This window comes from Bradyrhizobium sp. S3.2.6 (assembly GCF_040546885.1).
Classification (GTDB): domain Bacteria; phylum Pseudomonadota; class Alphaproteobacteria; order Rhizobiales; family Xanthobacteraceae; genus Bradyrhizobium; species Bradyrhizobium cytisi.
Map to the genome: position 1 here is coordinate 64,489 of NZ_JBEPOS010000030.1, position 14,771 is coordinate 79,259.

10 protein-coding genes and 4 pseudogenes are annotated in these 14,771 nt (G+C 58.1%); 8 read left to right on the forward strand and 6 right to left on the reverse strand.

Annotation, left to right across the window (positions count from 1 at the left end; translation table 11 throughout):
* Window positions 1-265: 265 nt before the first annotated feature.
* The 5 genes and pseudogenes from ABID58_RS33560 to ABID58_RS33580 all read left to right on the forward strand — a co-directional run.
* Window positions 266-1,198 (forward strand): branched-chain amino acid ABC transporter substrate-binding protein, encoded by a 933-nt coding sequence (locus ABID58_RS33560; RefSeq protein WP_354037199.1) that lies wholly within the window; start codon window positions 266-268, stop codon window positions 1,196-1,198.
* Window positions 1,199-2,059: 861 nt separating this feature from the next.
* Complete coding sequence (hisC, locus tag ABID58_RS33565) at window positions 2,060-3,136, forward strand: histidinol-phosphate transaminase (RefSeq protein WP_187437135.1); 1,077 nt, start codon at window positions 2,060-2,062, stop codon at window positions 3,134-3,136.
* A gap of 217 nt (window positions 3,137-3,353) precedes the next feature.
* Window positions 3,354-4,382 (forward strand): LLM class flavin-dependent oxidoreductase, encoded by a 1,029-nt coding sequence (locus ABID58_RS33570; RefSeq protein WP_354037200.1) that lies wholly within the window; start codon window positions 3,354-3,356, stop codon window positions 4,380-4,382.
* Between the two features lie 1,262 nt (window positions 4,383-5,644).
* A complete protein-coding gene (locus ABID58_RS33575; RefSeq protein ID WP_354037201.1) occupies window positions 5,645-5,995 on the forward strand; it encodes a hypothetical protein in 351 nt (116 codons plus the stop codon).
* A 164-nt stretch (window positions 5,996-6,159) separates the two neighbouring features.
* Window positions 6,160-6,381, forward strand: a pseudogene (locus tag ABID58_RS33580) (ISL3 family transposase); the annotation flags it as partial.
* 521 nt (window positions 6,382-6,902) lie between these two features.
* Here the strand turns inward: ABID58_RS33580 and ABID58_RS33585 are convergent.
* Window positions 6,903-7,040 (reverse strand): hypothetical protein, encoded by a 138-nt coding sequence (locus ABID58_RS33585; protein ID WP_187437130.1) that lies wholly within the window; start codon window positions 7,038-7,040, stop codon window positions 6,903-6,905.
* Between the two features lie 709 nt (window positions 7,041-7,749).
* On the opposite strand from ABID58_RS33585, the gene ABID58_RS33590 reads away from it, so the two are divergent.
* Complete coding sequence (locus ABID58_RS33590; RefSeq protein WP_354037202.1) at window positions 7,750-8,064, forward strand: hypothetical protein; 315 nt, start codon at window positions 7,750-7,752, stop codon at window positions 8,062-8,064.
* Window positions 8,065-8,284: 220 nt separating this feature from the next.
* A complete protein-coding gene (locus ABID58_RS33595; protein WP_187437129.1) occupies window positions 8,285-9,022 on the forward strand; it encodes an outer membrane protein in 738 nt (245 codons plus the stop codon).
* 537 nt (window positions 9,023-9,559) lie between these two features.
* Here ABID58_RS33595 and ABID58_RS33600 read toward each other — a convergent pair.
* Window positions 9,560-9,826: a hypothetical protein gene (locus tag ABID58_RS33600; RefSeq protein ID WP_148774876.1), complete on the reverse strand. Its 267-nt coding sequence runs from the start codon at window positions 9,824-9,826 to the stop codon at window positions 9,560-9,562.
* A pseudogene (locus ABID58_RS37455) lies at window positions 9,744-9,945 on the reverse strand (ABC transporter substrate-binding protein); the annotation flags it as partial. The gene ABID58_RS33600 and the pseudogene ABID58_RS37455, both read right to left, overlap by 83 nt.
* Window positions 9,946-10,048: 103 nt before the next feature.
* Between ABID58_RS37455 and ABID58_RS33605 the strand changes: the two are divergent.
* Window positions 10,049-10,141 (forward strand): annotated as a pseudogene (locus tag ABID58_RS33605) (DUF892 family protein); the annotation flags it as partial.
* Window positions 10,142-11,548: 1,407 nt separating this feature from the next.
* Here ABID58_RS33605 and ABID58_RS33610 read toward each other — a convergent pair.
* The 3 genes and pseudogenes from ABID58_RS33610 to ABID58_RS33620 all read right to left on the reverse strand — a co-directional run.
* Window positions 11,549-12,229 carry a class I SAM-dependent methyltransferase gene (locus ABID58_RS33610; RefSeq protein ID WP_354037203.1) on the reverse strand — a complete coding sequence of 227 codons (681 nt, stop codon included), beginning with the start codon at window positions 12,227-12,229 and terminating at the stop codon, window positions 11,549-11,551.
* Window positions 12,230-12,491: 262 nt separating this feature from the next.
* A complete protein-coding gene (locus tag ABID58_RS33615; protein ID WP_354037204.1) occupies window positions 12,492-13,292 on the reverse strand; it encodes an SDR family NAD(P)-dependent oxidoreductase in 801 nt (266 codons plus the stop codon).
* Between the two features lie 799 nt (window positions 13,293-14,091).
* Window positions 14,092-14,357: pseudogene (locus tag ABID58_RS33620) on the reverse strand (IS256 family transposase); the annotation flags it as partial.
* Window positions 14,358-14,771 lie beyond the last annotated feature (414 nt).

A 14,771-nucleotide genomic window follows, 5' to 3' on the forward strand; every position in this document is an offset into this window, starting at 1 on the left:
CACATCGGTCGAGCACAGGAGATAGGCGAGTGTACCGAATACCGGCAGGATGTTCGATATGAGTACTGTCAACGCTTAGAGGACGCTCTCCTGACCAGTCCCGTAAACGTCCATTCGTCCGTGCCCGCCCGATACCTTGGCAACAACTTGAGCCTGTTCGTACCAGCCTGAGTTCGATTCAAGCATCATTGCGCCGGACTGCTGGTGGCCGCGTCGTACCAACGGCGACTCTGACCAAGACGTAGCGCGATATAGGGAGCTTCACATGTCGATTCTTCGCGCTCATAGGCTCGTAACTGCCGCGCTCCTTTCCTTGATCCTGCGCTCGAGCGCCTGGGCAAAAGCTGTTTACGTTGCGTTAGCGGGCCGAGTGACGGGAAGCACTGCGGCGCTGGGCGTGCAGATACGCGACGGAGCGGCTGCGGCTGTGGATTCGATAAATGCATCGGGTCTGCTGCCTGGCACAAGGCTCATATTGAGGATTGATGCCGACGACGCATGCGATCCCAAGCAGGCCGCCGCTGTTGCCAATCGCTTGACAACCGGCGGGCTCAAGCTTGTCGTTGGGCACTTCTGTTCATCCTCGTCGAAACCGGCTTCAGATATATACGCCGAAGCGGAGGTGATTCAGATCTCACTTGCCTCGACGAATCCCAGCCTGACAGAGCGTGGCGAAACCACGCTGTTTCGGGTTGGCGGCCGCGATGACCAACAAGGTAGGGTTGCAGCAGAATACTTCGTGCGGCACCACCAAGGCGCAAAGCTCGCGGTCCTCGATGACAAGAGTACAGCTGGCAAAGGCATCCCCGATATCGTTGAATCGCAGCTTCGTGCAGCCGGCGAGCACACTCTTCGACAGGGCTATGTTGCCGGCGAGAAGGATTACACCGCTCTGGTTTCGAGACTGAAGAGAGAGGGAATCCAGATCGTCTATATCGGCGGCTATTACAACGAGATCGGCCTCATCGTGCGTCAAGCTGCGGAGGCGGTCGCACCCCTGACCGTGATCGCCAACGATCCGCTGACGACAAGCGACTTTTTGGCCATTACCGGCGACGCCGCAAACGGCACGCTCTTCACCTTTATGCCGGACCCGACGAAGAATGCCGCAGGGGCAGCCACTGTCGCCAAGGTCAAGGGTTCGAGCATACCTGCCGCAGGTTACACGCTCTACGCTTATGCCGCGGTTCAAGCATGAGCAGACTCGGTCAAACGGGCCGGCAGCTTCGACGCGACGCGGGTCGCTGCTGCCCTACGCTCAAAGTCAATCGAAACGGCCATTGGCACGGTTCGAGTCGACTCCAAGGGAGACAATGCCGCTCCTGGCTTCATCGTTTACCGCTGGCGCGACAATACCGTGGAAGCGGTCGAGCAGAACTGATCGCCCGCCCCAACACCGCACGGAGCGTTCGAATGATGAACCATCTTCGACATAGCGATTACGCGCTGCTCACGTGCATCGCAGTCGCCGCAGTCGCAGCATTTCTAGTCCTCGCGGCAATGCTATCACAGCTGTCATGCGCGCCCGTACGGCCGTCCGAAGAGTACGTTCCGATTCGCCTGGTGCCACTGCAGTGAGCACCACTTTCGCATTCGTAAGACCGACGAACATCGGTACCTTCTTCAAGCTAGGCACACTGATGCGCGCCTCGCTCTCGGCAGTGAGCTGTCAGCGCTTCTTCAGAAGGAACGTAGCTAGTGGCAAGATGTCAGTCGCGCGCAGTTTGTCTGCGGATTGCGCGAGTTCAAGCCAAGCGTTATCAGCGCTGTTCGGCCGAGTGGATGTGGCGTTCCATCCCCTCCTGGAAACAGGTATTCGCTGGGATAACGCCGTGCGACGCCTGATCCGTGCTGATCGCTACCGGACTTTGAGACGGACTCTGATCCGGTGCGGCGCTTAGATCTAAGCCCGCCTATTGAACCCCCAACATTCACATTCATGCGCGCCTTGGGCTTCCCGGCTCACAATATAGCACCCGCCACGTAGGCTCGATGATCGCCGTCAACTGCTCGCGTCGACAAAAAGGAGAACACCAAATTGGATGCCAAACTGCAAGCTATGCTTTCCTCGCTCTCGCCGGTCGCTCGCGAATTGGATGCTCTGCCGTCCGGGCGGCCCACCCCGGACAATGGTTGCGTGAAACTGAACACGAATGAGAACCCATTTCCTTTGCCGGGCATAGTGATGCGAAGCGCAATTGCAGCTCTTGAGCTGCAATACCTCTATCCAGAAGACGACAATGTCAGCTTGAGACAAGCGGCCGCAGCTGCTTATGGCATTGCAACTGATTGCGTGATGGCTGGCAATGGATCGTCCGAACTCCTCAGTCTCATTTACAGAGCCTTTCTTGCCCCGGGGGACGGCGTTGCAATGATGTCGCCCGGCTTCTCATTCAATCGCAAGCTTGCCATGTTGCAAGGGGCCCGCTTCATTGAAATTCCCTGGTCTGAACCTGACTGCTTGCCGATGGACGAGCTGCTTTTCGGTGCGGCTAAACATGCCAAATTCATTCTGCTGGCCAATCCGAACAATCCGACCGGAACCTTTGTTCCGCTTGCTGAGATCGAACGCCTCCTTATACGATCTGACCGATTGATCGTTTTGGACGAAGCTTATGTCGATTTCGCACCTGAGGACGGCCTACGCCTTGTTGAGCGCCATTCGAATCTTCTGGTCCTGCGCACGTTTTCCAAGAGTTATTCCGCCGCTGGCATTCGCGTCGGCTTCGGTTTCGGCCATCCCGAGCTAATTGGGCGGCTTCGCAACATCCAGAATGTTTTCAACATGAATGTGGTCGCTCATGCGGTGGGCATGAGCGTCCTTGCGCATCGCGACGCCTACGAGGAGAACCATCGCCACGTCAGGCTTGAGCGGCAGCGCGTAGCGGCCGCCCTTTCAGAATTTGGGTTCTCTGTCACGCCTTCCCACGCGAATTTCCTCCTCGCTCGTGTGCCCGTAGGCCAGGGTGGCAGATGGTGGCAGGCGGCGTTGGAAGACCACAAAGTCCTTGTTGCCTTCTTTCCGGATGCCGGCCTGGAAGAGTGCATTCGGGTTAGCATCGGTACAAAGCGCCAGATGGATGCTTTTCTTCCGGCTGTCGGCAGCATTCTTAAGAAAGTGGGATGCCGTGGCTAGTGGCGCGTTCCACTCATGTCACGGATCCCCGTTCGTGATCGATCCGGACGACGTCTGATGCAGCTTCGCGACGCAGCCGGAGTCAGTTCTCATCCAGTCAGCGCATTACGAGCTGTTGAGAACGGCTTCGCAGCCTATGCAGCGCATTGCCAGCGAGCGCCGCTTGCACCTCCCGAAACCCGGCGATTCCGGTCCTCTCTACCTAGGAGATAACTGAGTGAGAAATGTTCTTCCCTCAAACCTGACCTGCGGCATCTTTGATCATCTTGACGAGGACGGCCGCGATATCGCCCGGCAATACGCGGACCGCCTCGCGCTGGCGGAGGCCTACGACCGGCTCGGTTTCTATGCCTATCATCTGGCGGAGCATCATTGCACTCCGCATGGAAGGGGCCCCTCGCCGAACTTGTTTCTGTCGAGTGTCATACAACGCACACGGCGACTTCGCGTTGGTCCATTGGTTATGCTGCTCAACCTCTATCACCCGCTGCGTGCATTCGAGGAGATCTGCATGTTGGATCACCTGAGCAGCGGCAGGGTTGAGGTCGGACTTGGTCGCGGCTCCCTACCGATCGAGCTGAGCTATTTTGGGGTTGGAGCCGACGTTGCCTCGAGCCGTTACGAGGAGGCTTCCCAAATCTTCGTTAGCGCGATGAATGGCGGCCCGCTTTCATACCAAGGGCAACATTTTGCGCTGAGCGACGTTCCCTTGACGCTTTCACCTCACCAGCGTCCTTGTCCCCCGACATGGATTGCTACAAATCGGCCAGAGTCCGCTCATTGGGCGGCGGCAAATGGCGCAAATCTGGCGTGCATGGGGCCTTCTTCTGCCGTTCGCAAGGTCACCGATCGCTATCACGCTCATCGAAACGCGGAGCGTGACGCCAGCGGTTCAGCACCATTTCTCGCATTGCTCCGCATGGTCGTAATTGCCAGCTCTGAAGCAGCCGCCCGTTCCCTCGCCACGCCAGCCTACGAAACATGGCTCAAAAGCTTTAAGTTCCTGTACGAGCTCAATGACATCCCGACTCCACCCAACCTGCCCCTAACCTTAGATGCCGCAATCGACAGTGAACTGTGCGTTGTCGGAACGGGCGCTTCGGTGCGCCAAACTCTTCTCGATCATCTGGAAGAGGCAGGGGCCAACTATCTTCTTTGCCAGCTCGCCTTCGGATCTCTGACACTGGATGCCTGCCTCAACACCGCAACTGCGATTCACTCCGAGCTCATAGCGGCAGAGCGCTGACGGTGGCCCAACAGCGTTTCCAATAAGTTCGCCCTTGACCCGGCAATCAATGGCCACACCGAGGCCAATGAGTGCCGCAGCCGAATGCATATCCATCAGGCGTCCCTCATGGTTCAATTGGCTTTTAGGCGCATGGTACCCATTCGACTACATCACCGAACAGGAGGCTCAATGGAAATAAATGACCTGCCTCTCATTTTGCGCGGGTTTACACTGCCCGAGCAGTGGTTTGCTTGGGCAGGTAAGTCGGCTCACGCTCGTTCCGCTTTGGCGCGCTGGTTCGTCGATCCCATTCTACACGAATCCGAGGTGTGGCTTATCGCCCGAGCGGGCCTGTCGTGACGCGGTCCCGGCAGCGCTCCGCTCAGACCGAAGAGATCGCGCGTAAGCTCGAGATCGTACTGGCGGAATTGGCTTCGCTGCGCATTCTGCTGGCCGCGCACGGCATTAGCACCCCGCGACCTCTCGATGAGGACTACCTCACTGTTCAGCGGTTCGCAGTGATGAACCACATAAGCCCCGAAGCCGTGCTCTCTCGGATCCGCCGCGGCAAGTTACGCGCGGAGAAACGCGGTGGCCGGTGGTGGGTGAAATGCACGGTTTGCACAGCATAGCCGTGCAGGGACGAGGACAGTATGAGAGACGGAGTGAATCAATCCGAGATACGGACTCCGGCACGAGAAATGATATGTGCGTTTAAGTTAGCATCTCTTCTGAGCTCGACCAGACGGCCGATGGAGACTCAAGAGATCGATCGAGGTCAACGTAGCGCACGCCAACACGCCGTCGCCAGATCGGGAGGCTCAATCTCGATGTACCCATGCAATCACAAAACGCGTGGGCGCCCCGAGCAATGGGTATCTGATGACCACCGTTGCGTGACCGGGGATCACTCAGTCAATTCCGCCTGGTTAACAGAGCGATCCCAGTGAACAAGCGGAAAGGCATTGGACGCCTGGCAGGAGAAGTCCAACTCCGGTGCCGCTGGCGGTTTGTGGCAAAAAGAACCACCCTCCATGTCGGTTTTTCGACGTGAGCCACCGCACGCGCCCGGGTTACGGCCTGGAGAACAGGAAAGATAAATGCCTTGCTCGCAAATCGCACGCTTTGCGAGCTTTCCCGAGCAACCTGCGTCTCACGCCCCTGGCAGAGAAATTGCACCCCAGTCATTCCACTGTTTCAGGGGCGCCGCGCGCGCCGGTGTCAAACGGGAACAGATCTGATTTCGCTGTATGGTCGCCAGACTCTGGCTGGAGAAGGAGATGGCAATGATGTCACCAAGACTGATGTCAGTCCTCGGTTCTATGGTAGCCGTCGAGCGTATGTTTTGGAAACTTCGAGAATTGATCGATGGAGACGGCTCAATCTCACCTGACGTTCGAGAGACGCTTCATGTAATGTTAGATGCAAAGCTTCTTTCCGCAAAAGACAAGATTATGAGCGACGCGCGCGCTGCGATCGACGCGACTCCCGATTTGCCGCAGGCGGTCCGGGACCGAGCGTTCAGGTCGCTCGATTTCGCAACGAAAATGTTGATCACCAGCGAGCCGCGCCGCACTCAGGATCCGCTTAGCCGAGTCGGTATCTGCAGCGCTAATCGCAAGATGCATTGATCCATGCGCCGTTCCACCCATTGCCTGCCGCAACACTTGGCTGTGCACTATTGATGTTAGCCGAAGCGCTTCGATTGAGCTCCTGAGGAGCCTTGAAGCTCCTGGAATGGAGCGACATCACCTCGGAGTTGATGAATCTGCGATGATCCGCAAAGAGGGCTCACGGAGAGGTAGAACCATGGTTGGAACGAGCAAGCGCAAGCCTCGTCATATCTTTCGCCAACGGCGTCATCAAGGACAAAGCCGCCGTCAGCGCAGCGATTACGACGTCCTGGTCCAACGGGCAGACCGAAGGCCAGATCACCAAACTCGAACTGGTTAAGCGCCAAATGTGCGGGCGCGCCAAGCTCGACTTGCGGCAGGCTCGGGTAATCGGCTCCACATGACCGGTGCTGAACCAAAATAGCGTCAGAGCCTTAGGCCCTCGGTTTCAGAGGATGACTCCGGTACGCCTTGCACCACAATGCGGCCGCCTGCCCGCTGCCCGACGCGAATAGCCCAGGCGTCTTAACAGCACGCCGGTCCTGCGTAGCGAGATGGCTAGCCTCGTCCACGTTTCAGCTGCCGCCGAACGTCTTCTTCGTCCCGCCCAGGGCGGGTGGGGCAAGCGGCCGAGAGAAGCGCAACACTCTGACCAAACCACGGGTATCAGCCCATAACGAATCTCGTTTCCTGCAACGATCACGGCGTGGGCCGCTCAGGGCATCTGCAGACTACGCCTGGCTCGCGCCCACTGCTGCTGCAGGCCACCTCGAGTTAGAATAGATTTTGGCTGGGAGTAGCCGAAGGGACTTGAATCGTACGTAGCGTCACGTTGTAGGAACGAGGCATCCGCCGCCTCGCGCCGACCAACTAGTTAGCCACCGATGGCGGGAGTGTGACGTAACACATCAAGCAATCCTCCGGTTTAGACATCCAGATGACCACAGCACTCTTTTTTCTCACTATGATCTTTTTTGGCGGCTTTGGACTGGGCTACGGTGTGCGCAGCTGGCGTTCCCGCAAGCGACGTGAGCGCGCCCGGCGCTATGGTGCTCTCTTTCATTCCGGCACTTCTGCTCCGCCGCCGCTCCGAGTTCCCGCACGCCGTGGTTCCTAACGTTGCATTCGGCCTTGCTCAAAGAAGGAAATTGCGGTCCGCCCCGCGAGGGAGAACGCCCTTCACCGCCAGTTCGTCGAGCAAAGAATTGCAAGGCGGAGTGGAGGCCACGCGCGTGCTCACCTTAAGTCGGTCCCAACAGCACGGTGTAACGTGTGACTGATCGCCGATCTGACCCGAGATGCTGAGCCATGAAGACCGCGGGTCGGCCGTTCACGGATCATCAGGTCGGCGGTGTTGGATTTGCAAACGCCCCCGGCCTGACAACGTCCATCTGTGCGATCTTAGCATGTGCGAAAGCAATTGCCAGACCGACCTCTAATCAGCGCTGGTGCGAACCTCGGAGAAGATATGTCTGGCATGCGAGCTAGCGCTTGAACTGAATGCGACGGCGAGCACGGCGGCAGCGTCGACAAGCTAGTGGATCTACAGCGCTTCGATGCCCGCCCCGTTCTGCACCGGGCGAAAGGAGAGATCCAGAGCCCTCGCAACGACTCCGATGTTCATCTCGCGTCAAGATCAAGGCCGCGCTGACCGGGACCAATGCGTCCTGGCGAGTTCGATTCGTTTAACTCGCCTACCTAAACGGAGAGGTTTCGTAGGTGAGGCTTCCTTCGTAGAACTCGATCCCGATAGTCAGAACAGCGGATGCATCATGAAGCCTGACGAGCGCCTCGCCGAACTCGTTGAGAATAGCGCGTGTTTTGATGACGAGGCATGGAAAGCATGGGCACAGTGCCTCTCACCCACTGAGCGGCTGGCGTATATTCGCAAACATCGCTCTCACTTCCGGTTCACTGATTATGATGAAGTGATAGCTGTTGTACGGGGTCGGCGCTTCACCGGTTGCTCATCGCAGCTCCTTCGATGGCGCGACAGGATAAGAGCAAGGACGTTGCAAAGCGCTCTGCTCTTCTTGGTTGCGGTGTGGCTGGGTATCATCTGGCTTGCTGTGCGCTTAATCCGCTGAGATCAGCAGCCCGCTTTTCGTCAACACCTAAGCGACCCGTGTTCGCACGCGACCGAACACTGCGACGCGGTTGGAGATGATCTGCAATGCCGCAACCTGACGCAGCGTTCGGTTCGAACATTCCTTTGGGCGCGAATGTTGCGATGCAGTTACAGCAATTCGCGCGGACGTTGTTAAGACGCACGAGTGGCTCGGAGGCACTCAAGACATGAGAGTAGAAATGAAGAACTTGTTGCTCGCGACTGTGAGCATTGTGGCGCTTGACGCGGTGGCGCCCGCATTTGGCGCGGATCTGGCTGCGCAGCCCGTCCAACCTCTCTACACCATAGCTCCGCAGCCTGTCGCGGCTGCAATCTACGACTGGAGCGGCTACTATCTCGGTATGAACGGTGGCTTGGGCTCTAGCTCGAATTGCTGGGATTTCAATGGCGGCACGTCCGAGGGCTGTCATGACGCGACCGGCGTGACCATTGGTGGCCAGATCGGCTATCGATGGCAGATAGGCCAGATCGTGCTTGGTGTTGAAGGCCAGGGAAATTGGGCTGATTTGACCGGCTCGAATGTCAGCGTCGCGTTTTCGGATGCCAACCAGACCAAGATTGATGCGTTTGGCCTGGTGACAGGGCAGATTGGCTATGCCTTCGACAACGTACTGCTTTACGCCAAAGGCGGCGCGGCAGTCACGAGCAACACCTATCAGATCAGCTCGACCCTCACGGGCGCGCAGCTTGGGAACAGCGAGCACGTTCGTTGGGGCGGCGCTTTGGGAGCCGGCATCGAGTACGGGTTCGCACCGAACTGGTCGGTTGGCTTCGAGTACGATCACCTATTCATGCAGCCCGCCACGGTGACTGTCGCCGCGCCCGCTGGTGGGACCGAGCGCATCCGCCAGGATTTCAATCTTCTGACTGCACGGCTCAACTATAAGTTCGGCGGTCCGATTCTTCTCAAATATTAATCTGTCGTTCAAACGGCGGATCGAAAGCCCCGGCCGTAGGCCGGGGTTTTTGGACCTGTTGGTCTGCTTTACAGAAGCCATACTCGACCTAATGCTTTCTCGGGAGGGCGCGCTTGCTGCATCAAGCAAAACCCTTCTCCTGGGCTAGCGCGCTGCACAGTGATTGTGACAGGTTGCGTCCGGCGATGGCAATGTGCGCGTCTAGCTTGGATGGCATGCAAACCCTGGCTCTATTGGGCCGACGAGCCGCCTTTGCGTGGCACGCGGCGCGCCGAAGTCACCGTCTTGCCGAGCATCCTCGCGAAAGTGCCTGCGGTCCTTCGGCGCGGAGCTCGTGCTGGCGCATTGCAGGCCGCGCGTCTGGCCGGCACGACGATCGGCGCGATTGCCGAATCGTCCTGGGGTGCGCGAATCTCGGCCAACAACGCTACCGGATCGAGCGAACGATACTGAGCGCGCAGCCGTTTCCGACGGCTGCAGTCACCTTGGGAGGCGACAACGGTCGCTCATAGGCGTCGATGGGGGAATAGCGCTTGATTACTTTAGCCCTTCGCGGCGATTCTCCTTCAGCTTGAACGACGGCTGATAGACGTTGACGTACAGCCCTGCCGCCGCATAGAGGCGGCCCATCACGTGCGCCGTCTCGACGCCATCGAAGCGGGGATACTCCATCAGGCGACGCACAAGAGCAGCATTCTTCTGCTCGACGAATGCTTGACCGTTCTTCTTGTACGCGCGCGAGCGCGTGACTTCGAGCTTTTGTTCGCGACACCATGGCACTGACGGGAAGCCGGTAGATGCCATCTATGATGTCCGGCGGGATCTGTGCGGCAAAGGGTTTGAGGAGCTCGCGCTCGCGCGCATCCGCGGGCCGGGCATAGGGCCCACAGGTCGGAGCCTGCAAAATAGCCGGCGACGCGCGAAGCGTGCTGAAGCCGACGGTCATCACCAAGGACAATTACCAGCCGTTCGACCAGCCGCTCGATGGCGTAACCGGGGAAGGTGCGTAAGGTGGGTTAGCGAGGATCTCGCTACGGAACGCTGCGCACCTAGGCCGAACAGCTCGGAATGGCGGACGCGGCGAGGCTGCTTCAGGCGACGCTGGACGAGGAGGAGGCTGAGCCGCTTCGCCAGTTCGTCGATTGCAGCTTCGACCGTCCGGCAAGCCGCGACGAGCCGCAACGTGAGGCGCGCCTAGTTCTCGTCCATGGCAACAGCGCCCTGCTCCCCCTTGTGGATCGAAGACGGCACCACACCGAAATATTTCCGGAACACGGGGCTTCCTATGTTGAAGGCGGCATGCGTGCTGGCCTCGCGGCGGTGAAGTGTGGGGCGAGCGAAAACGACACGACATAGTTCATGAAGGCGCTATGATTGTCGAAGTCTACGCCGCGCAAAAGCCAAGGGAACAGGCTCTGTGCGCGGTTGATCGCCTCGACGACCAGCTAACCTTCCCGCGTCACCAATGACAGGTACTCCGCCCAGCCCGTGGCGACATCGACCATCGTCAGGGTCTGGATGAGCGAGCCAGCCACCGACGTGCCGCCATGGGCGACCATGTCGGCCTCACAGAGGGCGGGCGGCGGGCTCTTCCAATCATGAACGCGCGGACGCGACTTCGCGCCGGATTGCCGAAATGAATCCGGCGCGGAGCCCGGCTGCCGCCGCTCGCCGCGAGCTTCACGTCGACGAGCAGGCGGTCACTGCTAGCAGCACTGATCGCCAGAGCAAAGTCGCGGTCCACCTGCCCAAGCTGCAGTCGGCCATGTGGCTCGAGGGCCGTCAGCAAGGTCGGGATCATCACCTTGAGCCGCTTGCCGCAGACCCGATCCGACGCCTCCCATAACGCCGTTTTCGGGTCCTTTATCGTAGCGCCATGTCTACGCTTGCGCTCTCCGGGGGCTTCGACCTTCCCCGGTTTAACCTTTGCGCGCCGCCCAAGTGCGCCCGCCGCATCTTTGCGATGCCAGCCCACCGTCGCGCATAGCGCATCGAGGATGCGCCCCTTCTCCGCTCGTTTGGCCGACCTGTAACGCTCCGTTAGGCCGACACCACCTCCCGCCGCGCGCCCATGCTGACCTTTCCCGCCATAGACGCCCCCGAACCAATTCGATGGCACCGACCCAATCATCGGCGAGAAGTTGTCCAGTAACATTCTGGATGAGGCAGTGCGCCCCTTGTCAAATGCAGCAAGCCGATTCAGGCTTATCGTCGACGTTCAGTCGGTTCGAGCCTGAAGCGGAGTTTTTCAAGGAAAACTAACCACGGCAGCCAGTGGACGGAGCACTGACGTGGAAGAATGATGGTACCGCGACGTTCTTCTCTCCCAACGACGATCTTACGCTCTGCCGCATCCTTAGCAATCTTCTCCGCGAAAGGTATGGAATCTCCTTTGTCGCGTGTGTGACGGGCCAAACCACAGAGCAACCACGCTGACAAGGCAACTTCGCACATACCTGCATGGGCCCACCAAGATAGTCCACGATCAGACGTAGACATCATCGGCCTGCCGGCCCGTGAGACTCATCATATCCGTAGCCACGGAGCGGAACTTGGGGCTCTGAGCACGATCCAATCAGGATCTGACCACGACCGCTCCACCTCAAAACCAAACATTGGAATCAGATACTCTCGAATGATGATCGTGACGTGAGGCTCGTTGGCCTCATCTTCGGTTAGCTCCTTGGTCTTCGCGATGTGCGCAAGAGCAGTCTTCTGGTTCAATTCTGTCTGTCCGAACGCGAACCTCACGTCATTGAAAAGGAGAAGGCCTCGGGGCTTCAAGAGCCGTACTGCTGCGATGGCAGCCGCTAGATCGACATAGATCGAATGGTTGCCATCGAGATAGATGATGTCAAACGCCTCCCCATGCCTCATCAACCTGATCAGGTTGAACAGGTATGTGCCTACAACGTTTCCCAGAAACCGGATGTTTCGGTTAGCGATGCTAGCGGCAGCTAAGTCGATCCGATGTTTGGCGCAAATATGTTCGAAGTCCAAGCCCACATATTCAATGCGAAGCTCATCGATGGTCTTGAACTGCTCCTGCCTCAGGATCGGTCCTACGCCAATCTCAAGAAATCGGCAGCCCGGATTCTCTCGAAGGATGTGGAGTAGGCGTGTCTGAACCGACTGCCGATACGCGCAGTAGTTGTTGGGCCGAGGATGATTGACATCAAACAGAACATCAGGGCGGCCAACGCTCATCGATCTTCTCCAGTTGCGCGAGAAACCATTTGCACTGCATCGGCGACCTGCGCGATCGCCGCCGTCACGCCGTTTCCGGCGGGAATAGCCCAGACACGTTCTGAAGCTCGGCTGTAGGCGCCACGCAGATACCGTTGCACGGATCACCGACATCGCAACCACGTTGACTCGCGACGTGGTAAACAATCGGGGTGAGAATGATGCCCAGCTATAATCAAGCAGAGCTTATTTTATGATCGTCTCCTTCCTGGAAATCGTTCGCTTATGTGCTAGCGGTGAGGCCGCCATCGAGATAGAGGATTTGACCGGTTACGAACCTAGAGAGGGATGACGCAAAGAAGTGCACGGCCCCCGCAACATCCTCGGGTGTGGCCAATCGCCCAAGCGGAATGCCAGCAGTGGCTCTTTGAAATGTGGCTGGATCGTCGAGAGCCTTCTTGTTCTTGTGAGTGCGGACCCTCCCCGGAGCGACGCCATTGACGGTGATGCGGTGCGGCGCCAATTCGGTCGCATGCTGTTTCAAAAGAGCAGCCAACCCACCCTTTGCAGCACAGAAGGCGCTGTAGCCGCGGTCTCGGAAGGCAAATGATGATCCGACCGAGAGGAGATGAATTTGGCTGCCGCCCCTTCCGACGGCAACTTGATGGGCCGCTACTGCCTGTGAGAGAAACATTCCGGCGCGAAGCGTCCGGGAATACACCTTGTCGAAAGCTTCCTCGGTCACCTCTAGTAAAGGCTGCTCCTTGTTGAAGCCAGTGCAATTCACTAAGATGTCGATCGAACCATAATACTGCATCACGAAATCCGCCAGCTCTCTGATCGCCCCGATGTTAGACGCGTCGACTTCAAGGCCATCGGTAATGTGCCCCCTGTCGCTCAATTTGCCGGCCAACGCGCGCGCCTGATCACCATTTGGTCCTGCAATAACACTGGTCGCTCCTGCGATAGCAAGCGTTTCGGAGATTGTTGAGCCGATCGCTCCGTAGCCGCCCACCACCAATGCGACCTTACCGCGGAGGCTCATCGAGTGCTGGACCTCGATACCCGTGCTCTGAATGATCATTGCGGCCTCACTGGGGTTCCGAAACGTCGTTGTCATTTCGCTCAAGTTACAGGGACTGTCTTACGTGCCAGTGAGCAGCACCACACTGCGCCTAGAAGGCTCGGCCCGGCATACTCTTTCCTGATGTGTGGGGCCGAGCCCAGGTGTGGTCCGCTCTCGGATACATTTGTCACCTGAGCGTAAGCAAGAGGCATGCCGTCGGTTTCTAAAAAGCAAGCGATGCAGCAGGCGGAAGCTCGATAAAGGTAGGCACCCAAATGCAATGGCTTCGCTTGAGTTTGCAGATTGCGTTTGTTTTCGGTCGAGCATAATGCCGAGCTTGTGTTGCCTTTTAAACATTGAGCAAAGTACGATCGCAGCTAAGCATTAGGTCGTGCAATCGTGGATCTAAGGATGATGGTTGATGCATCGCATTGATGTTGCTGAACCGCATGAATCATCGCGACCGGTGCACTATCGAATGCAACGCCAGCGCCACCTTCTGTGTGAAAGCAAACGCGGCAGATCTCTTGACGACATCAAGCTGTCTGAAGCGCGACATTGGGCAGCTAAATCCGGTAACTTTCCGCCACACTCCACTCGCCCAACTCCTGCCTCGTCCCGATTTTGCGGTTCTTCGATCGTCAAACTTCCGCACTGTCAGTATCTGCCGAGCCGCGCGCCCGTCCCTGCCTGATCGTCTCCCGAAGTTGTGGCCGAGGCAGAACGAGAGATAGTATAACGCATGAGACAAGAGTTCATAGTTGATGGCTTCGGTCCGCATGTTCGAGCCGACTCTCTGATGTAGGACGACTTCTTCTCGGGCCGGATTGGCGACGTCCGCCTCGGAATCACACACGTCTGGCTGGCTGACTGCGATTGGACTGATACCGGTCATCACTTCCCGCTTCGGCAGGGGACTATGGCAGACGACGTGCTGGTGGCCGTCCTCAGCCTTCAATCGGCATGCTTGCCGACAATCCGCGATTTCGGCCTCAATCGCCTCTGGGCCAACAGAGCACGTGCTTCATTACGCAAATGTTCGGTGAGTTGATCGTCGACGTTTCCTGGCTGAACCAGCTTGATGTTATCTTTGGATACGGCATATCACTCCTTCGGTGGGTACGTGGAGGCGTCAAGGACCCCCTCTTTCCGAGTCATGCTCTACTAATTTTCGGCGATAGCTCCTGTCAAACCGTCGTCAGCAAAGGTGTTCAGCGTCGCCAACTAACCCGGCGGACACCGATTTGGACTTTTAACATGACGCGACGGGTTTGATGGAACGGTTGCCCAGGAAATCGGACGTTAATTTTGCTTAGCAGCCGCCCCATCTTGCGTTTGCTTAATCAGAGAATGAAGCGGCGAACCTCGCTGCAACTGCTGAAGCGAAGGTGCCCCCGGAGCCTGCGGCGCGGCAATCTGGATGGAAGTGCAGCGTCAATCAGGATGAGAGAGCTTCGCCGGGCTCGTGACGCAGGGAGGGCGTAGCCCGACCGGAGT

Bases quoted from the DNA above. Each gene is read 5' to 3' on its own strand.
- ABID58_RS33590 (WP_354037202.1), top strand. From the start codon at position 7,750: ATGAAGCCTGACGAGCGCCTCGCCGAACTCGTTGAGAATAGCGCGTGT.
- ABID58_RS33575 (WP_354037201.1), top strand. From the start codon at position 5,645: ATGGCAATGATGTCACCAAGACTGATGTCAGTCCTCGGTTCTATGGTA.
- ABID58_RS33600 (WP_148774876.1), bottom strand. From the start codon at position 9,826: ATGGCATCTACCGGCTTCCCGTCAGTGCCATGGTGTCGCGAACAAAAG.
- hisC (WP_187437135.1), top strand. From the start codon at position 2,060: ATGCTTTCCTCGCTCTCGCCGGTCGCTCGCGAATTGGATGCTCTGCCG.
- ABID58_RS33615 (WP_354037204.1), bottom strand. From the start codon at position 13,292: ATGATCATTCAGAGCACGGGTATCGAGGTCCAGCACTCGATGAGCCTC.
- ABID58_RS33560 (WP_354037199.1), top strand. From the start codon at position 266: ATGTCGATTCTTCGCGCTCATAGGCTCGTAACTGCCGCGCTCCTTTCC.
- ABID58_RS33610 (WP_354037203.1), bottom strand. From the start codon at position 12,229: ATGAGCGTTGGCCGCCCTGATGTTCTGTTTGATGTCAATCATCCTCGG.
- ABID58_RS33595 (WP_187437129.1), top strand. From the start codon at position 8,285: ATGAAGAACTTGTTGCTCGCGACTGTGAGCATTGTGGCGCTTGACGCG.
- ABID58_RS33585 (WP_187437130.1), bottom strand. From the start codon at position 7,040: ATGAAAGAGAGCACCATAGCGCCGGGCGCGCTCACGTCGCTTGCGGGA.